Here is a 19,661-nt window from a genome sequence, read left to right as displayed (position 1 = left end):
GAACACTGTGGCGATACTCCGGTCAGGGGCGTGAAAAACGGGCGTTGCCCCGCAGCCTACACCGGTTCACGCCGACCTAAAGCGAAAGCGGCGGGCTAGCCCCACATCTGGCGCATCTTCGCCGCCACGTCGATCTGGCCCGGCGCCGGACGCGGCGCGCCCTGCCCCACCGGCGGCGCCCAGTGCAGGGTCTCGAAGCGGTCGAGCATCGCCTTCTCGATGAAGCGGGTGCGCATGGCGTAGACATGCCGGTCGCCGTTGCGGGTCTGGCTGGTGACGTAGAAGCGCAGCGGCACGCCAAGCGTGAGGTGATCCTTGGCCCGCGTCATGGCGACGTAGAGCAGCCGCCGCTCCTCTTCGAGCTCGTGGGCCGAGCCGGTGCCGAGATCCGAAGGGATGCAGCCATCCACCGCGTTGAGCAGGTAGACCGATTTCCATTCCTGCCCCTTGGCCGAATGGATGGTCGACAGGATCAGGTAATCCTCGTCCTTCAGCGGCACGCCCGACTTGTCGCTGGTGGCATCGGGCGGATCGAGGGTCAGCTCGGTCAGGAAGGCCTCGGCATTGGGGTAGCCGGTGGCGATCTGCTCGAGCTGCATGAGATCGGCGCGGCGCGCCTCGGCATCCTCGTGCATCCGCTCGAGATGCGGCTCGTACCACGCCCGCGCATGGCCCAGCGCCGCCGGCCAGTCCGCCTTGCTGCGCATCGCCTCGACAAAACCCGGCCAGTCGGCCCCGGCGCGCGGCGGCGCGGCCACATCCTCGAGCGCGGCCAGCGGATCGGGGGCGAGGTCGAGCGCGTCGAGCACCTGCCCCGCCGCCTTCGGCCCGATGCCGGGAATGAGCTGCAGCACCCGGAATCCCGCCACCCGGTCGCGCGGGTTGCGCACCAGCCGCAAGAAGGCCAGCAAGTCCTTCACATGCGCGCTATCGAGGAACTTGAGCCCGCCGAACTTGACGTAAGGCACGTTGCGCCGGGTCAGCTCGGCCTCGAGCTGCACCGAGTGGGAGGAGGTGCGGAACAGCACCGCCTGCTCCTTGAGCCTGGTCCCGGTCTCGCGGTCCTCGAGGATGCGGTCGACGAAATAGCGCGCCTGATCGCCCTCGGTCGCCACCGTCACGAGGCGCGGCTTCTCGGCCGAGGCGCGCTCGGTCCACAGATCCTTGGTATAGCGCTCCCTAGCCTGCCCGATCACCGCGTTTGCGGCCTCGAGAATCGGCTGGGTGGAGCGGTAGTTGCGGTCCAGCGTGATGACATCCGCGTGCGGCTGGAAGCCGGTCGGAAAGTCGAGGATGTTGCGCACCGTGGCGGCGCGGAAGGCATAGATCGACTGCGCGTCGTCGCCGACCACCGTGAGCCCGCGCCCGTCGGGCTTCAGCGCCATGAGGATGCGCGCCTGAAGTCGGTTGGTGTCCTGGTACTCGTCGATCAGCACGTGATCCCACGCGCCGCCGATATGGGCGGCAAAGCCCTCGTCCGACATCACCTGCGCCCAGGCCAGCAGCAGGTCGTCATAGTCCAGCACATTCTGCTCCTGCTTGGCGCTGACATAGGCGCCGAAGAGCTGCTTGAGCTCGGCCTGCCACGGGCTGCACCACGGGAAATGATCGCGCAGCACCTCGTCGAGCGGATCGCCGGAATTCACCGCGCGGGAATAGATCGCGAGGCAGGTGCCCTTGGCCGGAAACCGCGCCTTGGCCTGCGAGAAGCCCAGCGCGTTGCGGCAGAGGTTCATCAGGTCGGCGCTGTCCTCGCGGTCGTGAATCGAGAACTCGGGATGCAGGCCGATGGCCAGCGCGTGCTCGCGCAGGATGCGGGCGCCGATGCCGTGGAAGGTGCCGGCCCATGTCAGCGCCTCGGCGGCCACGCCGCTGCCCATCGCCTGTTCGGTGATCCGCGCCACCCGGCGGGTGAGCTCGGTGGCGGCGCGGCGCGAGAAGGTCATCAGCAGGATGCGCTGCGGATCGGCCCCGTTGACCAGCAGATGCGCCACCCGGTGTGCCAGCGTGTTGGTCTTGCCCGAGCCCGCCCCGGCGATCACCAGAAGCGGCGGCGCAACGGCATCGCGGGCGACGCCGAACTCGACCGCGGCGCGCTGGTTGTCGTTCAGTTTGTCGAGATATCCTGCCTCTGCCATGCGCCTCTCCCCTTGTTGAGTCCCGGGGCGTTCACTGTTTGATCGAGCATACCGCGGCAGGAACATAAAGGGAACTTCAATAATTCCGCCCGACACCCATCGCTTGAGGCTCCTCGCAACCACAACGGGTGACCGCCACCGCAGCCGCTGCTAGGCTTCCTCCGAACACCGCCATGCCGAGGGAGACCAACCATGTTGCGATACAGCCTGTTTCTGGCCGCCGCCCTGAGCGCCACGCTGCTCGTGGTACAGGAGGCCCTCGCGCAGGAGGCGGCGGATGCGGTCGCCCCCGAAGCCGCCACCGAGAGCGTCGACGCCTTTGCCGGGGTCTCCGAGGCCGCCCGCGCGGCGCTCGAGGCCAAGGGGGCAGGCACGCCCACCGAGGCCGGGGACTGGATGATCGCCGCGGCCAACCCGCTGGCGGTCGAGGCCGGCGCGCGGGTTCTGCGCGAGGGCGGCAGCGCCGCCGATGCCATGGTCGCGGTGCAGGCGGTGCTGGGGCTGGTCGAACCGCAATCCTCTGGCCTCGGCGGTGGTGCCTTCCTCGTCTGGTACGATGCCGAAAGCGGCGAACTGACCACGCTCGACGGGCGCGAGACCGCGCCGCTCGCCGCCGACCCGCGCCAGTTTCAGGACGACGCCGGGGAGCCTCTGGGCTTCTTCGACGCGGTGGTTGGCGGGCTCTCGGTGGGCACCCCGGGCACCCCGAAACTGATGGAGGAGGCGCATCGCCGCTGGGGCCGCGCCAATTGGCCGGGTCTCTTTGAAGAGGCCATCAAGCTGGCCGAGGACGGGTTCACCGTCTCGCCCCGGCTCGCCGAGCTGGTGGCGGGCGATTCCGAGCGGCTGCAACGCTTCCCCGACACCGCCGGCTATTTCTTCCCCGAGGGCACGGCCATCGCCGCAGGCGACACGCTCACCAACATCGACTACGCCGAAACCCTTCGCCTGATCGCCGAGGGCGGCTCGCGGGCCTTCTACACAGGCGTCATCGCCGAGGAGATCGTTGCCACCGTGCGGGGTGCGGAGGGCAACCCGGGCCGGCTTTCGACCGCCGATCTGGCGCTTTACCGGGTGAAGGAGCGCCCCGCCGTCTGCGCCGCCTACCGCGCGCATGAGGTCTGCGGCATGGGCCCGCCCTCCTCGGGTGCGCTCACCGTGGGGCAGATCCTCGGGATGCTCGACAGCTACGACCTTGCCACGCTCGGCCCCGACAGCGCCGAGGCATGGCGGCTGATCGGCGATGCCTCGCGGCTCGCCTTTGCCGACCGGGGCCGCTACATGGCCGACACCGATTTCGTGCCGGTCCCGGTCGCGGGGCTGGTGGCGCCGGACTACCTTGCCTCCCGCGCCGAGCTGCTCGCGGGCGACGATGCCCTGCCCGAGGTCGCGCCCGGTGCGCCCGAATGGGACCACGCCATGCGCCTCGCCGATGACGAGAGCATCGAGTTCCCCTCGACCTCGCATATCTCCATCGTCGACGCCGACGGCAACGCCCTGTCGATGACCACCACCATCGAGAACGGCTTTGGCTCGCGGCTGATGGCGGCGGGCTTCCTGCTCAACAACGAGCTGACCGACTTCTCCTTCCGCAGCCACAGCGACGGCGTGCCCATCGCCAACCGGATCGAACCCGGCAAGCGCCCGCGCTCGTCGATGGCACCGACCATCGTGATGTCCGACGGCACCCCCTCGCTGGTGATCGGCAGCCCCGGCGGCAGCCGGATCATCGGCTACGTGGCGCAGGCGATCATCGCGCATCTCGACTGGGGCATGGACGTGCAGCAGGCTGTCGCCATGCCGCATCTGGTCAACCGCTTCGGCGCCTACGATCTCGAGGAAGGCTCGAGCGCCGCCGAGCTCGAGGCTCCGCTGAGCGAACTGGGTTACGAGGTCAATGTGCGGGGGCTGAATTCGGGGCTGCACGCCATCGCCGTCGGCGAGACCTTGCAGGGCGGCGCCGATCCGCGGCGCGAGGGCATCGCGCTCGGGGAGTGAGGCCCCTCCCCCGAGCGGAACGCGCCTCTCAGAACACCCCCATGGCAAGCCCTGCCGCGAGCGCCGCGCCCAGTTCGCGGCAGCTTTCCAGATCCGCCTCGGGAATGGTCTTGTCGGCGAGGATCGCTTCGGGCGACTGCGCATGGGTGCAGACGATCAGCGGCTCCTGCACCTCGCGCAGTCGCCAGCCGGTGGCGATGCGCGCGGTCTGGCGCGCCGCGTTCGCGCCATCCGACCCGGCGCAGACCATCTGCGCATAGGGGCGCCCCTCGATCTGCCCGAGCACCGGGTAATAGCAGAGGTCGAAGAACTCCTTCATCGCGCCGGACAGCGCGGCGAGATTCTCGGGCGCGCAGAACAGGTAGCCCTGTGCCCGCAAGAGATCCTCCGGACCGGCCTCCTCGGCACGCAGCAGACGCACGTCGCATTCCTCGCGGGCGGCCTCGAATGCGGCCTCGGCCATCTGGCGGCTGCCGCCGGTGCGGCTGTGATAGACGATCAGCAATTCCATGCCCTGAGCCTAGACCTTGCTGCCGGTTTCTGAAACCGCCCGCGAGACCCGGCTTGACGCTCTGGCGCCCATGAAATATCCAGCCACTCAGCCGAGCGGGCGTTGTGTAATGGTAAGACCCTTGCCTTCCAAGCAAGAGATACGGGTTCGATTCCCGTCGCCCGCTCCAGATCTCCCCCAGATTTCCCGTTCCGGCTGAGCCAGCCCCTCCGAATCCGTGGAATCCCACGGTTCTGCCCCCTCTGCGGCAACGCGCGGCTTGAATCCTGCGCCTTTCATGGCAAAACGGCTCGGCGCAGGACAGGAGGAGCAATGGCTCACGGAAACCCCGCATCCGCCGTGGCGGAGGAGCGAGACAAATCCCGCAAGCTCGGATCGCTTGCGGCGCTATGGCCCTACATGGCGCCCTACAAGGCGCTGATGGTCGCCGCCACGTTGGCTCTCATCGCCACCGCGACGGTGTCGCTGACCCTGCCGATGGCGGTCCGCCGGGTGATCGACAATTTCAACGCAGAGGACGGCGCGCTGCTCGATCGCTACTTCCTCGCGGCGCTCGGCTTTGCCGGGCTGCTCGCCATCGGCACCGCAGCGCGCTACGCGCTGGTGACACGGCTGGGCGAGCGCGTGGTGGCCGACATTCGCAAGGCGGTGTTCGACCGGGTCATCGGCCTCTCGCCGGTGTTCTACGAGCGCATCATGACCGGTGAGGTGCTGAGCCGGCTCACCACCGACACCACGCTGATCCTGTCGGTGATCGGCTCCTCGGTCTCGATCGCGCTGCGCAACCTGCTGATCTTCGTCGGCGGCCTCGCGCTGATGCTGCTGACCTCGGCCAAGCTCACAGCGCTGGTGCTGCTGCTGGTGCCCATCGTCATCGTGCCGATCCTCACGCTGGGCCGCCGCCTGCGCAAGCTCAGCCGCGAGAATCAGGACTGGATCGCCGCCTCCTCGGGCAACGCCGCCGAGGCGCTGCAGGCGGTGCAGACGGTGCAGTCCTTCACGCACGAAGAGATCTCGCGCGGGGCCTTTGCCGAGGTCACCGAAAAGAGCTTCGACGCCGCCCGTCGCCGGGTCTGGGTGCGGGCGCTGATGACCGCCATCGTGATCTTCCTCGTCTTCACCGGGATCGTCGGCGTGCTCTGGATGGGCGCGTGGGACGTGCGCGCCGGCAACATGAGCCCCGGCGCGCTGGTGCAGTTCGTGATCTACTCGGTGATGGTGGCCGGCGCCGTGGCGGCGCTGTCGGAGATCTTCGGCGAGCTGCAGCGCGCCGCCGGCGCCACCGAGCGCCTCGTGGAGCTGCTGCACACCGAAGACGCGATCACCGATCCGGCCCAGCCCGCCGCCCTGCCGACCCCGGTGCGCGGCGAGATCGGCTTCGAGCATGTGCAGTTCTCCTACCCGTCTCGGCCCGGCGTCTCGGCGCTGGCGGACCTCGACCTCACCATCCAGCCCGGCGAAACCGTGGCGCTGGTCGGCCCCTCTGGCGCCGGCAAAACCACCATCGTGCAGCTGATCCAGCGTTTCTACGACCCCGATGCCGGTCGGGTGACACTGGACGGCATGGCGCTCGACACCCTGTCGCGCGACGCCTTCCGCAAGCATATCGCGCTGGTGCCGCAGGATCCGGTGATCTTCGCCGCCTCGGCGCGCGACAACATCCGCTTTGGCCGCCCCGACGCCTCTGACGCCGAGATCGAGGAGGCCGCCAAGGCTGCCGCGGCGCATGGCTTCGTCTCAAGCCTGCCCGAGGGCTACGACACCTACCTGGGCGAGCGCGGCGTGATGCTGTCGGGCGGCCAGAAGCAGCGTATCGCCATCGCCCGCGCCATCCTGCGCGACGCGCCGGTGCTGCTGCTCGACGAGGCCACATCGGCGCTCGACGCGGAAAGCGAACGTGCGGTGCAGGCCGCCGTCGACCGGCTGGCCGAGGGCCGCACCACGATCATCGTGGCGCACCGCCTTGCCACGGTGAAGAAGGCCGACCGCATCATTGTCATGGATCAGGGCCGCGTGGTGGCGCAGGGCAGCCACGACGCGCTGGTGGCGGAGGACGGGCTCTACGCCCGGCTGGCGCGGCTCCAGTTCACCGACGGCATCGCCGCCGAGTGACGATCCTGAACGGCGCCGCCCTCAGGGCCAGTCGCCGCCATCGAGAAAGGCCTTGGCCGAGCGCGTGATCTCCTCGCGTTCGGCCTCGCTCTTCTTGCGCAGGCTGCCATAGATCAGCCCCATGCGGTGATTGTCGCCAAGCTTGTCCTCGTTCTCGATCAGGAAGTTCCAGTAGAGATAGTTGAAGGGGCAGGCCTCCTTGCCGGTCTTCTGCTTGAGGCTGTACTCGCAATTCTTGCAGTAGTCCGACATGCGGTTGATGTAGCTGCCCGAGGCGGCATAGGGCTTCGAGCCCAGCCGCCCGCCATCCGCATGCATCACCATCCCGTGCACGTTGGGCAGCTCGACCCATTCGAAGGCGTCGGCATAGACCTCGAGATACCATTGCTCGATCTGGCGCGGCTCGACACCGGCCAGAAGGGCGAAGTTGCCGGTCACCATCAGCCGCTGGATGTGGTGCGCATAGGCGTTGCGCCGGGTGGCGCCGATGCATTCCGACATGCAGCGCATGTCGGTCTCGGCGCCCCAGTACATCGCCGGCAGGTCGCGCTTGGCGTTGAGGAAATTGCTCTCCACGTAGTCCGGCATCTCGGTCCAGTAGATGCCGCGCACGAACTCGCGCCAGCCGAGGATCTGCCGCACGAAGCCCTCGACCGCGTTGAGCGGTGCCTCGCCATCGGCATAGGCCTGCGCCGCCTTCTCGCAGACCTCGTGAGCGGTCAGCAGGCCGATATTGAGATAGGGCGAGATCAGCCCGTGAAACAGATAGTCCTCGCCGGTCTTCATGGCATCCTGGTAGTCGCCGAAGGTGGGCAGGCACTCCTTCAGGAAATGCCGCAGCGCCCGCAGCGCCTCCTCGCGGGTGACGGCCCAGCCGAACCCTTCGAGATCGCCGAAATGATTGTCGAAGCGGGCGGCGACCAGTTCGAGCACCTCTTCAGTGATCGCGTCGGGGCGAAACCGCATCCGATGCGGCGTCTCGAGCCCCTTTGGCAGTGACTTGCGGTTGTCCTCGTCGAAGTTCCACGCGCCGCCCGCCGGCTCGCCCTCCTCCATCAAGAGGCCCGTCCGGCGGCGCATCTCGCGGTAGAAATACTCCATCCGACCGGTCTTGTTGTCGTCGACGAGCTTGGCGAAATCGTCGCGTGAGCAATAGAACCGGTCATCCGCGCGGATCTCCACCGGCAGATCCAGATCGCTCTCCCAGTCGCGCATCATCTCCCAGACGCGCCACTCCCCGGGCTCGGTCGCGACGATGCGCTTGGGCTTGTGGCGCTTCACTGCGCGGGCCAGCTCGTCGGAGAAGGTGTGCGTGTTGTCCGTGTCGTCGAGCTTGACGTACTCGACGGTCACGCCCTTCTCGCGCAGCTCCTCGGCGAAGTGGCGCATGGCCGAGAGGATCAGCGCGATCTTCTGCGGGTGATGGCGGACATAGCTGGTCTCGTCTCCGACCTCGACCATCAGCACCACGTCGGCCTCGGAATCGAGACCCGACAGCGCGGAGAGCGAGCGCGTCAGCTGATCGCCCAGCACGAATCGCAGCGTCTCGGTCATGCGCCGGCCCTCGCCTCGGTGCGGCAGCGGTCGGAGCAGTATTTCACCGCCTCCCAGTCCCGCGCCCATTTGCGTCGCCACGCGAAGGGGCGCCCGCACCTGGCGCAGATCTTCTGTGGCAGGTCGGCCTTCTTGCGCATCTTCGCCATGCTCTCAGCCCTCCGCAGACACCGAACCACGGGCGCCGCCGCTGACGCCCCGGATCAGACCTTTCGCCATGCCATCCTCCCGTTCGACATCGTGCCCTCCGGCGCTGCCGCGCCACTCAACCGAACGCGCAACTTTTCGCGCCTGCGACTCGTTCCTTGGGAAACCGCAGGAGAAACGCGCATGCATCTTGTCACCCTCTACGCCTCGACCCTGATCATCTTTCTGGTGATCGACATCATCGGCATCACCACGATCATCAAACCTGTCTTCGAGCGTCACGTGGGCGACATGCTCGCCGATCCGCTGCGGCTCGGCCCGGCGGCGATGTTCTACGCCTTCTACATCGTCGGCCTGCTCTATTTCGTTTCGGCCCCGGCGCTGAGCGCCGGTCGCCCGGTGCAGGCGCTGCTCGGCGGCGCGCTGCTGGGGCTGATGTGCTACGGCACCTACGAGTTCACCAACCTCGCGACGCTCAGGGGCTGGACCTACAACCAGGTGATCGTCGACTCGCTCTGGGGCGCGGCGCTGACCGGTGGCTCGGCCTGGGCGGGGCTGATGATCACCCGCTGGATCCACGGCTGAGCGGAACATCAGGCCGGTCCCGTGCGCCGCAGCAGCGGGACCGCCACCACCAGCGCGATGCCCACCGCCGCCAACGCGATGACCGGCGTGTTGGAGATCTCGAGATTGGCAACGATCACCCCCATATAGGCCCAGCCCACGCCGAAGGCATAGGCCAGGGCCGAGGGGCGCAGCCACAGCACAAAGCCCGCGATCACCAAGAGCAGCGACAACAGCACCAGCGCCGCGGCCTGCGCCGAGAGCACGCCGTAGCCGCTGAGGCTCGCCCCCATCGCAACGCCGGCGGCGGCCGTCAGCCAGCCGGCGTAAAGCCCGACGGGAAGCCGCGCGGCCCACGCGCGCGGGGCGCGCAGAAGCGCCTCGGTGGCGGCTGCGGCCATGAAGATGATCAGAACCGTGGCCAGCACCGGCTGCCAGTTCGAGGCCGCGACCCAGAACATGCCGAGCCCGAGGCTCACCGCCAAGGGCCCGCGCATCGCCTGCCACGCGGGGTCGAGGCGGTGCCGCCAGAGACCGTAGGCCGCGCCGCCGATCAGCAGCAGAAAGATCACGCCCCAGATCGAGAACGCCCAGCCCACCGGCTGCACCGGCCAGCGCGACTGCACGACCGGGAACTGCGTGGGCGAGAGCCCCGGGAAGCCCCCGGTGACGGCAGGCGACACGGCAAAGGCGATCGCCAGCAGCAGCACCAGCGGCGCCAGCGCTCGCCTCATTGCACCAGCTTGCGGGTCAGCCGCATCGAGAGCGCGTAGGGCAGCGTCTGCATCAGCTTCAGCGACAGGGTCAGGCGGCGCGGAAAATGCACCTCGAAACGCTTGCCGTCGAGCCCCTTGACGATGCGTCCCGCCGCGTCGTCGGGCTGGATCACCGCCGGCATATCGAAGTCGTTCTTCTTGGTCAGCCGGGTGTCGACGAAGCCCGGCGAAATCATTCGCACGTTGACCCTCGGGGCCAGCTCTGCGCGCAGGCTTTCCACGAGGTTGATCACCCCGGCCTTGGAAGCGGAATAGATCTGGCCCTGCGGCAGGCCGATATAGCCCGCCACCGAGCCCGTCAGCACCAGATCGCCGCCATCGCGCAGCAGCGGCTCGGCGACACGGGCGAAATGAAAGGTGCCGGTGAGGTTCACGGTGACGATCTTGGCGGCGAACGCGGGATCGATCTCCATCACCTTGCCGGGATCGTAGAGCGCCGCCAGCGTGATCGCACTGTCGAGCAGCCCGCCCTCGGCGATCTTGTCTGCCGCCGCCTGCAGGCTTTCGAGGTCCGAGACATCGGCCGTCACCACCTCGGCGCCGCCGATCTCGTCGGCGAGCTTGTGCAGAGGTTCCTCAGAGCGCGCCGACAGCACCAGCTTTGCGCCGCGCCGGGCGTAGGCGCGGGCCAGTTCGGCGCCGATCCCGTCCGAGGCGCCCATGATCCAGATGCGGGGGGACGTCGAGCGATCAGGCATGGGCCAGCCGGTATTGATGCACGTTGGTGCGGCCAGTCTCGAACGAGGCGATGCAGGCGGCGAGATAGAAGCGCCAGACCCGGATGAAGCCATCGTCGAAACCGAGGCCGCGCACCTCGGTCACCTTGGCGTCGAAGCGGTCGAGCCAGTCGCGCAGGGTGCGCGCGTAGTCGAGCCCGAAAGCGTGGTTGTCCTCGACCCGCAGCCCGGCCTTGCCGGCGACCGATTCGAAAACCGGCGGCGAGGGCAGCATGCCGCCGGGAAAGATGAAACTGCGGATCATGTCGCCGCCGGCGCGGTAGCGGTCGAAATAGCGGTCCGCCACGGTGATGGTCTGGATCATCGCCCGGCCTTTCTGGCTCAGCACGTGGGCGACCTTCTCGAAATAGGTCGGCCAGTAGCGCTCCCCCACCGCCTCGAACATCTCGATCGAGACCACGTGATCGAAGGTCCCGTACTCGTCGCGGTAATCCTGCAGCACGATCTCGGCCTCGCGCCCCAGACGCTCTCGGGCGAAGCTGGCCTGCTCATGCGACAGCGTCAGGCCTTTCGGGGCAAAATCGCCGCGCTGCATGGCGCGCTCGGCAAAGCCGCCCCAGCCGCAGCCGATCTCGAGCACCCGGCCCGATTCCGCGCCCAGCCCCTCGAGGATGCGGTCGTACTTGCGGTGCTGGCCCGCGACCAGCGGGTCGGCTGTCCCGACATCCTCGGGCGAAAAGATCGCCGAGGAATAGGTCATCGTCTCGTCGAGCCAGAGCTTGTAGAAATCGTTTCCGAGATCGTAATGCGCCTGGATGTTGCGCCGCGAGCCGCGCTTGGTGTTGCGGTTGAAGAGGTAGAGCGCCCGGATCAGCAGCGACTGCCAGGCGTGGCCGTAAAGGAACGGCTCCAGCGCCTCCTCGTTCTTCAGCCCGAAGACCAGGAAGGCAGCGAGATCGTCGCTGTCGCACCAGCCGTCGCGATAGGCCTCGGTCAGGCCGATATCACCCTTGGCCGCCGCCGCCGGCACGGTGCGCCAGTCGCGGATGGTCAGGTCCGCCGCCGGCCCCGGCTGGCGCCCCTCGAAGCGCCGAACCTTGCCGTCCGGCGTGGTCAGAGCGAGGCTGCCATACTCGACCTTGTCGAGACAACTCAGCAGCTTGCTTTCAATCTGGCGTTCAAACATCGTGCCCCGCACCCCCTGTCGCTTCCGAACCTCGCTGCGCGAGCTGTTCTGGTTTCGAGATAACGCGGACGCCCCGGAGAACAAGCTTCAGCGCCTGCCAATGGATCAGCGCGATCACCTTCTGCGCCTGAAAGGCATGGCGCCACTTGGCACGGGTCAGCGCGGGCCGGGTCAGCGGCCGCGCCGGGCCGCTCATCGAGGTCTGAAGCTTAACCTCTCCGCCCTCGCCGATCCAGTCGACCCAGGCCCCGAAGCGGTCCGGGCCGGGATCGAAGCGGAAGACGTAATGCCCCTCGCGCGGCAGGAAGGGCGACACGTGGAAGAGCTTCCGCCCGGTGATCCGGTCCGAGCGCGAGATGGGGCGATTGTCGGGGTGGTGGCAGAGATAGAAATGCCGCTCTCCGAAGGTGTTGGACACCTCAGCCAGCACCGCGCGCAGGCCCTTGTGGTCACGCGCCAGCCAGAAGCTCACCGGGTTGAAGCCGTAGAGAGGCGAGCGCGGCATGGTGACCACCGTGACCTCGCAATGCGCCAGCGCCACCGGCGCGAGCTGCTCGCGGATGAACGTCACCATGGAGGCGCCATCGCGGTGACCGTAGTCGCGTGGCCGCACCGACCAGAGCCCGCGCCGGTCGGGACGGATCGGCAGCCGACCGTCCTCGAAATCGTCGACCGGCAGCGCCAGGTAGCTGGCGCGATAGCGGAACTGCCGGTCGACATCGCCCTTGCGGGCATGCCAGATCCGGCAATCCACCAAGGCGCCGTGCCAGAGATCGGTCATTCCGCCGCCTCCAGCGCTCCATCCGTCTCGACCGCCGCGCTGCCGCCCCAAGGATCGGCGCCGAGCGGCCAGTCGATGCCCATCGCCTGCGCCACCCGCAGCGCCGAGAGCACGCCGTCCTCGTGGAAGCCGTAGCGCGTCCACGCGCCGGCATAGTAGACCCCGCCCCGGCCCTGAATCTCGGACAGGCGCGCCTGCGCCGAGAGCGTGGCCGCATCGAATTGCGGGTGGTCCATAACCGCCTCGTCATGCAGGTTCACCGGCTCGATCTCGGGATTGAGCGTCACGATCAGCGGCGTGTCGGTGCCCAGAGGCTGCAGCCGGTTCATCCAGTAGGACAGGCTGATCGGGCGGTCGGTGAGCATCTGCTCGGCCTCGGTGACATAGTTCCACGACGACCAGATCTTGCGCGTGCGCGGCATCAGCCTGGTGTCGGAATGCAGCACCATGCGGTTGGGCTCGGTGCGGAAGGCGCTCAGGATGGCGCGCTCCTGCGGGTCGGGCCGGTCGAGCATCTCGAAGCTCTGCGGCGCATGGGTCGCCATCACCACCCGGTCGAAACGCTCTTCGCCGCGCGCGCTGGTCACGGTCACGCCATCGCCATCGCGACGCACCTGCCAGACCGGGCAGCCGAGCCGCAGATCCGCTTTCGTGGCCTTGAGGATCGCCTCGACATAGCGCGCGCAGCCGCCCTTCACGGTCAGCCATTTCGGCTGGTCGTTGACGGTCAGCAGGCCGTGGTTCTCGAAGAAACGCACGAAGCTCTCGGCCGGGAAATCGAGCATGTCCTGCGTCGGGGTCGACCAGATCGCGCCCGAGATCGGCATCAGGAAGCGGTCGCGGAACTCAGCCCCCAGCCCCATCTTGGCGATCAGCTCCCCGATGCTGGTGCCGGGTTCGACGTGATCGGGCGCGCCCTTGAAGAAGCGCAGGGTGTCGCGGATCATCCGCCAGTGCGACGGGTCGGCCAGCCGGCGCGGTTGGGCAAAGAGGTCGAGCGTGCGGGTGGTCCCGTATTCCAGCTTGCCGCCGCCGAAGCTCGCCGCAAAGCTCATGTCGCTTGGCGCGAGCTCGACGCCCAGATGCTCGAGCAGCGGAATGAACAGCGGATAGGTGCGCCGGTTGCAGACGATGAAGCCGGTATCGACCGAGACCCCGTCAACCTCGGCCGTGCGGGCATGGCCGCCGGGCCGCGCGTCAGCCTCGAAAAGGGTCACATCCTGGTGCGGCCCCAGCAGCCACGCGGTGGCCAATCCCGAGATGCCGCTGCCGATCACGGCGGTTTTCATGCCTGCGCTTGTCACACTCGCCTCGCTTTGTCATGGTCACGCAGTAAGAGACGGAGCGGGCGTGAGAAAAGTTTCACTTCCGGCGAAAAAACCTCGCAAGGAGCCTGACGCCCGACATGAGCACCCAAGCGGCCGACCTCGCCGACCTGCTGGCCCGCGTCGCCCTGCGCGACCGCAGCGCGTTCAAGGCGCTTTACGAGGCCGCCTCGCCCAAGCTTTTCGCCATATGCCTCAGCTTGCTGAAGGACCGCCGCGAGGCCGAGGACGCGCTGCAAGAGGTCTTCGTCAAGATCTGGCACGGCGCCGACCGCTTCGCGCCGGACCTCGCGAGCCCCGCCGCCTGGCTCAACACCGTGACGCGCAACCACGCCATCGACCGGCTGCGGGCGCTGCGGAGCGGCTCCTACACGCTTGATGCTGCCGAGCAGATCGCCGATCCCGGCCCCGACCCCGAGGCCACCGCGATCACCAGCTCCGAGGGCCGCCGCATCGAGGGCTGCATGGAGGGGCTGATGCCCGAACGGGCCGAGGCGGTGCGGCTTGCCTATGTCGAGGGCGAAAGTTATCTCGAGCTTTCCGAGCGCTACTCGGTCCCGCTCAACACCATGCGAAGCTGGCTGCGCCGCAGCCTGATCCAGCTGCGGAATTGCCTCTCGCCGTGACCGACCTTTCGACAGACGACATCGCCCTTGCCGGGGAATACGCGCTCGGCACGCTGGATCACGCCACCCGTGACACGGTGGCGGCACGGATCGGGCGCGATGCGGTCTTTGCCGCCGAGGTGGCGCTGTGGGAGGCCCGGCTCGATCCTCTCAACGATGCCCTGGCGCCGGTCGCACCGCCCGCGGCGCTCTGGCGCGGACTGGAAGGGCGGCTGTTTGCGGAGAGCCCGCGCCCGTCGCCATGGCGTTGGATCGCTGCCGCCGGGGCGCTCTCGACGGCGATGCTGGCGGCGGTGCTGTGGTTCGGTGCGCCGCTTGCGCCCGGGCCGGGGCCGATGTGGGTTTCCGACATGGTCTCCGAGGACGGCTCGGTGCGGCTGGCGGCGCTCTACGACGAAGACCGTGGCGAGATGCGCGTCTCGGTCGGTGGCGAGGCCCCGCCCGAGGGCCGTGATTTCGAGCTCTGGCTGATCGCCGGAGAGGCGGCGCCGATCTCGCTCGGTGTGATGCCGGAGGCAGGTCAGGCGGCGATGCCGATCCCGGAGGACCTTCGCCCGCTGATGCTCAACGCCACGCTGGCGATCACCGACGAACCCGCCGGCGACGCCCCCGGCGGCGTCGCGACCGGCCCGGTGGTGGCGCTGGCGGCGTTGCGCCGGATCTGAGACCGGCTCAGAAGCTGCAATACTCCGAGCCGTAGTAGTGATAGGTGAAGGGCTCGCGGCTCAGCACCTCGATATCCTCGCGGTTCGAGACCGCGATCACCGCGTTGTTGGCCCCCATAAGGCCATGGCCCGCCTGCTGGTAGATCTCGAAGATCTGCGCCTCCGTCAGCACGCAGGCATTCACCTCGAAGATGTAGCGCACGAAGTCATCGGGATCGTTGGGCTTGGGCGGCGGTCGGCCCTGCTGGGCAATGGCGGGCTGGAGGAGGAGGGCTCCAGCGAGCCCCGCGACGAAGCCAAGACGTGCGAAGTTCATTGATCGAAAATCCTGCTGAAATCTTCAGTCAGGAGCATCGATCCCCCGAGTCGAGTCAACCCTGAGGTGTGAAGGCCCGGAACACGGACCCGAGGCCGCCACGCTCTCCGCCCGGGACATCGCGGGCAAAAGACCGGCGCGCCGAGGCCGCCGGTCTCCACAGATCAGTTCGGCAACGCCCCGCAGAAACCGCCGGAGGCCACGGCTCCTGAGCCGAGGGCGAAGGCGGCGGGTGCCTGGTAGGGATTCAAGTCCGAGGTCGCCAGATCGAACCCGACCAGCGCCACGATGAACACCAGCGACAGGGACGCGGTGAAAGCGCGGGTCATGTCCGCGCCTCCAGCCCCAGGATCGGCCGCAGCTTGATGCCGTAGAACGCGCCGCAGAACGCTGCCACGAACCACACCCAGCCGTGCAGGCTGCCGGTCGAGATGCCCGAGAAGAACGCCCCAACGTTGCAGCCGAAGGCCAGCCGCGACGAGTAGCCGAGCAGGAAGCCCGCCACCACCGTCGCCACCCAGGCCCGGGCCGGATAGCCCGGCAGCGCCGCCGACAGCGCGCCGCGCCGCCAGGCCGCCACGCCGAAGGCGCCGGCGATAATGCCGATATTGGTCAGCGAGGTATAATCGGTCAGCAGACTCGACTGCACCCGCTCCATCGAACCGGCCGCGCTCCAGAACGCCGAGGCCGAGAGGTTTCCGCCCAGCGCCGAGAAGCCCTTGGCGGCCCAGAGGCCGAGCCCGTAGACCACGCCCCAGGGCTGGCCCGCGACCACGAGATTGCCGATCGCCAGCGCCGCGAGCACCAGCGCCGCGATGGCGTGGCGGCGGCTCAGCTTCACCGCTCCGGGCGCCGCGCGCCACAGGAACAGGCCCACGGCCAGCGCGATCAGCACCAGCGTGAGGATCAGCCCCGAGGTGCCGCCGAAGGTGATGATCGGCAGCGCGCCGAGATCGGTCCACCAGATCAGGTTCCACGCCCCGGCAAAGCTGCCCAGCGCGAAGAACGGCAGCGCCAAGAGGCTCACCGGGTTGCCGCTGCCGGCATTGACCAGCGTGCCCGAGCCGCAGCCCAGCACGATCTGCATGCAGGCGCCAAAGACGAAAGCGCCACCGATCATCGCAAAGCCCACCGGAGCCTGCGCGCCGACCAGCTCGCCGGGATGGCTCGCCAGCAGCGGGATCGCCACCACCGCGACCAGCGCGATGGACAGAAGCTGCGCGATCACCCCCGAGGGCTCGCGGCGCAGGATCATCGCCCGCCACGGGCCGGCAAAGCCGAAGCGCATGCCCTCGAGCGCGATGCCGAAGCCGAGCCCGATGGCCAGCAGCATGCCGTAGCGCGCCCCGGCGAAGAGGCTGACCATCGCCACAACGACAAGCGCGCCGAGCAGCAGCCCGGCGCGTTTCGACCATCCCCCGGCGGCGGCCGCCGGGGTGTCAGGAGTTACCGCCTGGCTCATCCGTTGCTGCCCATGAACTGGTTCAGCAGATTGCGGATCAGGCCCGGCGCATTGGCCATCTCACCGCCGGTCTTGGAGTATTCCACCATCGAGCCGGGGTAGAGCTTGACGTCCTCGAGCTGCGCCAGCTCGCTCAGCGCGAACCAGTTGGTCGCCGCCCAGTGGCCGGTATTGCAGAACGACACGACCTCTTCTTCGCCGCTCAGGCCGAGCGCATCACGCAGCTCGGTCGCGTCGGTCACCTGGCCGATGGCGGTGGCGCCGGACTGGAAGAAGCGGGTGTAGGGGTAGTTGACCGCGCCCGGCAGCGTGCCGGGCTTCTCGGCGGCGCCATGCGCCTTCTTGCCGAGGAAGAAATCCTCGGGGCGCGAATCGACCAGCACCGCGTCTCCGGTGCCCTCGACCACGGCGGTGACCTCTTCGGTGTCGGCGGTCCAGGTGTCGTCCCAGCTGATCGACAGCTCGGTCGGCTGCGGATCGACCGCCTCGGTCGAGACCGGCAGACCGGCATTGGCCCAGGCCTGCGCGCCACCATTGAGGATCGACAGCTCGGTGAAGCCCGAGCTCTTCAGGGTCCAGTAGACGCGGGCGGCGGCGCCGAATTCGGTGTCGGTGGCGCCCTGGGTGACGATCACCACCGGCTCGCCCGGTTCGAGGCCCAGCGATTCGTAGGTGGTCTCGAGCTGGTCGACCGGCACGATCTGACCGGGATTGTCGGCCGGGCCGCGGAACAGACCATACGGGGCCGAAAGGGCGCCCTCGATATGGCCCTCCTCATAGGCCTCGCCGCGGATGTCGAGCACCAGCGGCGCGTCATCCGACTGCAGCGCGGCGTCGAGCTCGGGCGCGGTGACCAGCGGGCCAAGCGGTGCGGCAAGGGCGGAGGAGGTCATGAGGGCGGTTGCGGTGGCAGCAATGCCAAGAATTCGGGTGTTCATCGCGGAGTGTCCCCTTTCGCTGAAACTTGCCCCTTACTTGGCGCAACGCGAGCCTGTCGCAAGGGCGAAGCGGCTGTTGCGAGGACGACCGCCGGGAACAAAGATCCCGCGGCGCGGCGCTCCGCAGGACAGGGCGCAAGCGGCGCGGCATTTGGAGGATACCTTCCCACGCTCGCACCACAATACGTAAATCTGTTCTTTTCGTGCGACAATGTTCCCCGGTGGCGGGAAATCCTCCCCGCCCGCATGCTGGGACAAGGTTGCTCCGAGCAGGCAATGCACGCCATCCGCAGGCATCGACGATTCGCGGGCCATTCGCCGCAGCCCCCGACCGCGCTCGCCCACCCCGGCCGGACAACCGCCCCGCCACCCCTCGGATCGCGCTGGGGATGGCGGCGCTGGCCACGGTGATGCCCGCCTGAGCCCGTCGCACCGTCCGCGACAACATTATTGGGCAAACGAAAAAGGCGCCCCGAGGGGCGCCTTGTTTCATTGGTCGGAGTGAGAGGATTCGAACCTCCGGCCCCTGCCTCCCGAAAATCGGGGTTGTGCCCCAACCCATTGATTTCTAGCCAAGCGAGCGCTGTCTTCCTTCGCCTCAGCACCAACAAACCAATGAACTTCGCGCTCGACAGGTTCATTGAACCGAAGGGAACTGTCTACCACCTGCCCGCTTAGCGGTGCGCTGATTCGAGACGCCGCGGCGAGAACAGATGCTACACGCCCGGCACGGTGAAACCTCAACATCTCCGGCACGAAAATCACCACAAGATCCGAAAAGACAAGAGTGTCTTTCCCTCCACAAAGCCCTTCTCGAGCCGTCGCTATAACGAAGATGTGCAGCGCATGCTGCGTCACATCGAGGACAATGACGATGACCAAGAGACCCCACGAAAACACTCGGCTGGCAAAGTATGTCGAACGCCGGGTGCTTGAGCTCAAGCCCGTGAAGTCCCAGCAGCAGATCGCGAGCGAGGCGGGTTTCCAGAACCCTAATATGCTGACAATAATAAAGCAGGGCTCCAGCAAGCTTGCCATCGACCGCGTGCCGTCCATGGCGAAGGCCTTGGACTGCGATCCTGCCTACCTCATGCGACTGGCCCTTGAGCAGGCAGAAGGAGACACCGCCGCCCAGGCGATCTTCGAGATCCTCGGCACGCCGGTCAGTGCAAATGAGCTGGGCTGGGTCGAGGCGATCCGCGAGCTTTCTGACCACACTGACCCCCGGCTCACGACAAGATCGCGTGCTGCCCTCCGGACGATGTTCGGGAAGTAAGACCATGCACGAGGACGAAGAGATGACCCCGAACGAGCGCGCCTGGCTGCACTTCCTGCGCGACATCGCCGATGGGCGTGACCCCGCACCCACTTTGCGTCGTGTGCAGCTCCTGCGGCGCCTCTGTGCGCCAAACCGACCGGCACATGCGCGGCGTCAGACCAAGGGTGGTCTTTCCTGCCACCGCTGACCGACATTGCCTTCACGGCGAGCGTGGAGCCTACTCGCCTGTCACGACGCCATCCTTCTGCAGGTCCCAGACATAAGGAAAGGTGCCGGTGAAGTTGGCGTCAATGATGCCGCCGTCTCCGGCAACGAGAACGTAGAGCGTTCGCTCTTCCTGGTCGTTCGCGACCGAGACCACAAAGTAGCCGTCGACTTCCGCGAGGATCGTGGCGGCGGATTTCGGCAGCCCGGCCCAGCTCTGCGAAAGCGGGCTCCAGTCGCGTTCGACCTCGTGGATCGAGAAGAAGCCGGCGGCGTTGACCGCAGCGATGAGCGCTTCGTCGGGCTCGATTGTGCCGTGGCCCTCGGAGTGCGCAGAGGCCTGGCTGACAAGGAGGGTCAGGCCGAGCGTCAGGCCGATCTGTTTGAGCATGGGTATTCCCT

Annotated in this window: 21 protein-coding genes and 1 tRNA gene; 8 read left to right on the top strand and 14 right to left on the bottom strand. The window is 67.7% G+C overall.

Annotated features, from left to right (window positions below; all coding sequences use genetic code 11):
• Positions 1-95 precede the first annotated feature (95 nt).
• Positions 96-2,138 (bottom strand): ATP-dependent helicase, encoded by a 2,043-nt coding sequence (locus tag JF542_RS11400; RefSeq protein ID WP_207075930.1) that lies wholly within the window; start codon positions 2,136-2,138, stop codon positions 96-98.
• A gap of 192 nt (positions 2,139-2,330) precedes the next feature.
• Between JF542_RS11400 and ggt the strand changes: the two genes are divergently transcribed.
• Positions 2,331-4,136, top strand: a complete 1,806-nt coding sequence (ggt, locus tag JF542_RS11395; RefSeq protein WP_242533715.1) for a gamma-glutamyltransferase — start codon at positions 2,331-2,333, stop codon at positions 4,134-4,136.
• Between the two features lie 28 nt (positions 4,137-4,164).
• Here ggt and JF542_RS11390 read toward each other — a convergent pair whose 3' ends face one another.
• Positions 4,165-4,647: an NAD(P)H-dependent oxidoreductase gene (locus JF542_RS11390; protein ID WP_007794212.1), complete on the bottom strand. Its 483-nt coding sequence runs from the start codon at positions 4,645-4,647 to the stop codon at positions 4,165-4,167.
• Positions 4,648-4,742: 95 nt separating this feature from the next.
• On the opposite strand from JF542_RS11390, the gene JF542_RS11385 reads away from it, so the two are divergent.
• Both JF542_RS11385 and JF542_RS11380 read left to right on the top strand, forming a co-directional pair.
• Positions 4,743-4,816 (top strand) — tRNA-Gly (locus tag JF542_RS11385).
• Positions 4,817-4,959: 143 nt separating this feature from the next.
• Positions 4,960-6,759, top strand: a complete 1,800-nt coding sequence (locus JF542_RS11380) for an ABC transporter transmembrane domain-containing protein (RefSeq protein ID WP_207075929.1) — start codon at positions 4,960-4,962, stop codon at positions 6,757-6,759.
• A gap of 21 nt (positions 6,760-6,780) precedes the next feature.
• On the opposite strand, the gene JF542_RS11375 is transcribed toward JF542_RS11380, so the two are convergent.
• Positions 6,781-8,313 (bottom strand): cryptochrome/photolyase family protein, encoded by a 1,533-nt coding sequence (locus JF542_RS11375; RefSeq protein ID WP_207075928.1) that lies wholly within the window; start codon positions 8,311-8,313, stop codon positions 6,781-6,783.
• Positions 8,310-8,462, bottom strand: a complete 153-nt coding sequence (locus tag JF542_RS11370) for a DUF2256 domain-containing protein (protein ID WP_207075927.1) — start codon at positions 8,460-8,462, stop codon at positions 8,310-8,312. The genes JF542_RS11375 and JF542_RS11370 overlap by 4 nt, the downstream gene beginning before the upstream one ends.
• Before the next feature lie 181 nt (positions 8,463-8,643).
• On the opposite strand from JF542_RS11370, the gene JF542_RS11365 reads away from it, so the two are divergent.
• Positions 8,644-9,045, top strand: coding sequence for a DUF2177 family protein (locus JF542_RS11365; protein WP_207075926.1), 402 nt, complete (start codon positions 8,644-8,646; stop codon positions 9,043-9,045).
• Positions 9,046-9,053: 8 nt separating this feature from the next.
• Here JF542_RS11365 and JF542_RS11360 read toward each other — a convergent pair whose 3' ends face one another.
• The 5 genes from JF542_RS11360 to JF542_RS11340 are packed head-to-tail and all read right to left on the bottom strand — an operon-like array spanning position 9,054 to position 13,733.
• The gene (locus tag JF542_RS11360) at positions 9,054-9,758 is read right to left on the bottom strand and encodes a hypothetical protein (RefSeq protein WP_207075925.1); all 705 of its coding nucleotides are present in this window, start codon (positions 9,756-9,758) and stop codon (positions 9,054-9,056) included.
• Positions 9,755-10,498, bottom strand: a complete 744-nt coding sequence (locus JF542_RS11355) for an SDR family NAD(P)-dependent oxidoreductase (RefSeq protein WP_242533714.1) — start codon at positions 10,496-10,498, stop codon at positions 9,755-9,757. Before JF542_RS11355 ends, JF542_RS11360 begins: the two co-directional genes overlap by 4 nt.
• The gene (locus JF542_RS11350) at positions 10,491-11,663 is read right to left on the bottom strand and encodes an SAM-dependent methyltransferase (protein WP_207075924.1); all 1,173 of its coding nucleotides are present in this window, start codon (positions 11,661-11,663) and stop codon (positions 10,491-10,493) included. The genes JF542_RS11355 and JF542_RS11350 overlap by 8 nt, the downstream gene beginning before the upstream one ends.
• Positions 11,656-12,444 carry a DUF1365 domain-containing protein gene (locus JF542_RS11345; RefSeq protein ID WP_207075923.1) on the bottom strand — a complete coding sequence of 263 codons (789 nt, stop codon included), beginning with the start codon at positions 12,442-12,444 and terminating at the stop codon, positions 11,656-11,658. Before JF542_RS11345 ends, JF542_RS11350 begins: the two co-directional genes overlap by 8 nt.
• A complete protein-coding gene (locus tag JF542_RS11340) occupies positions 12,441-13,733 on the bottom strand; it encodes an NAD(P)/FAD-dependent oxidoreductase (RefSeq protein WP_207075922.1) in 1,293 nt (430 codons plus the stop codon). The genes JF542_RS11345 and JF542_RS11340 overlap by 4 nt, the downstream gene beginning before the upstream one ends.
• A gap of 116 nt (positions 13,734-13,849) precedes the next feature.
• Between JF542_RS11340 and JF542_RS11335 the strand changes: the two genes are divergently transcribed.
• Both JF542_RS11335 and JF542_RS11330 read left to right on the top strand, forming a co-directional pair.
• Positions 13,850-14,395 (top strand): sigma-70 family RNA polymerase sigma factor, encoded by a 546-nt coding sequence (locus tag JF542_RS11335; protein WP_207075921.1) that lies wholly within the window; start codon positions 13,850-13,852, stop codon positions 14,393-14,395.
• Positions 14,392-15,060 (top strand): anti-sigma factor domain-containing protein, encoded by a 669-nt coding sequence (locus JF542_RS11330; RefSeq protein WP_207075920.1) that lies wholly within the window; start codon positions 14,392-14,394, stop codon positions 15,058-15,060. The genes JF542_RS11335 and JF542_RS11330 overlap by 4 nt, the downstream gene beginning before the upstream one ends.
• Positions 15,061-15,067: 7 nt before the next feature.
• Here JF542_RS11330 and JF542_RS11325 read toward each other — a convergent pair whose 3' ends face one another.
• The 4 genes from JF542_RS11325 to JF542_RS11310 form a co-directional block, all read right to left on the bottom strand.
• The gene (locus tag JF542_RS11325) at positions 15,068-15,376 is read right to left on the bottom strand and encodes a hypothetical protein (protein WP_207075919.1); all 309 of its coding nucleotides are present in this window, start codon (positions 15,374-15,376) and stop codon (positions 15,068-15,070) included.
• A gap of 164 nt (positions 15,377-15,540) precedes the next feature.
• Positions 15,541-15,705 (bottom strand): hypothetical protein, encoded by a 165-nt coding sequence (locus JF542_RS11320; protein WP_007794249.1) that lies wholly within the window; start codon positions 15,703-15,705, stop codon positions 15,541-15,543.
• Positions 15,702-16,838, bottom strand: coding sequence for a YeeE/YedE family protein (locus JF542_RS11315; RefSeq protein WP_207075918.1), 1,137 nt, complete (start codon positions 16,836-16,838; stop codon positions 15,702-15,704). The genes JF542_RS11320 and JF542_RS11315 overlap by 4 nt, the downstream gene beginning before the upstream one ends.
• Positions 16,835-17,776, bottom strand: a complete 942-nt coding sequence (locus tag JF542_RS11310) for a sulfurtransferase (protein ID WP_207075917.1) — start codon at positions 17,774-17,776, stop codon at positions 16,835-16,837. The genes JF542_RS11315 and JF542_RS11310 overlap by 4 nt, the downstream gene beginning before the upstream one ends.
• Positions 17,777-18,650: 874 nt before the next feature.
• On the opposite strand from JF542_RS11310, the gene JF542_RS11305 reads away from it, so the two are divergent.
• Both JF542_RS11305 and JF542_RS11300 read left to right on the top strand, forming a co-directional pair.
• Positions 18,651-19,052, top strand: a complete 402-nt coding sequence (locus JF542_RS11305; protein WP_207075916.1) for an XRE family transcriptional regulator — start codon at positions 18,651-18,653, stop codon at positions 19,050-19,052.
• A gap of 4 nt (positions 19,053-19,056) precedes the next feature.
• The gene (locus JF542_RS11300) at positions 19,057-19,242 is read left to right on the top strand and encodes a hypothetical protein (protein ID WP_207076021.1); all 186 of its coding nucleotides are present in this window, start codon (positions 19,057-19,059) and stop codon (positions 19,240-19,242) included.
• 30 nt (positions 19,243-19,272) lie between these two features.
• Here the strand turns inward: JF542_RS11300 and JF542_RS11295 are convergent, their stop codons facing one another.
• Positions 19,273-19,650, bottom strand: coding sequence for a DUF6488 family protein (locus JF542_RS11295; protein ID WP_207075915.1), 378 nt, complete (start codon positions 19,648-19,650; stop codon positions 19,273-19,275).
• Positions 19,651-19,661: the final 11 nt, after the last annotated feature.

It is taken from the genome of Salipiger bermudensis (genome assembly GCF_017309175.1).
GTDB classification, from domain to species: Bacteria; Pseudomonadota; Alphaproteobacteria; order Rhodobacterales; family Rhodobacteraceae; genus Salipiger; species Salipiger bermudensis.
Note: the sequence above shows the minus strand (reverse complement) of the source record. Positions and strands in the feature narration are given on the sequence as shown.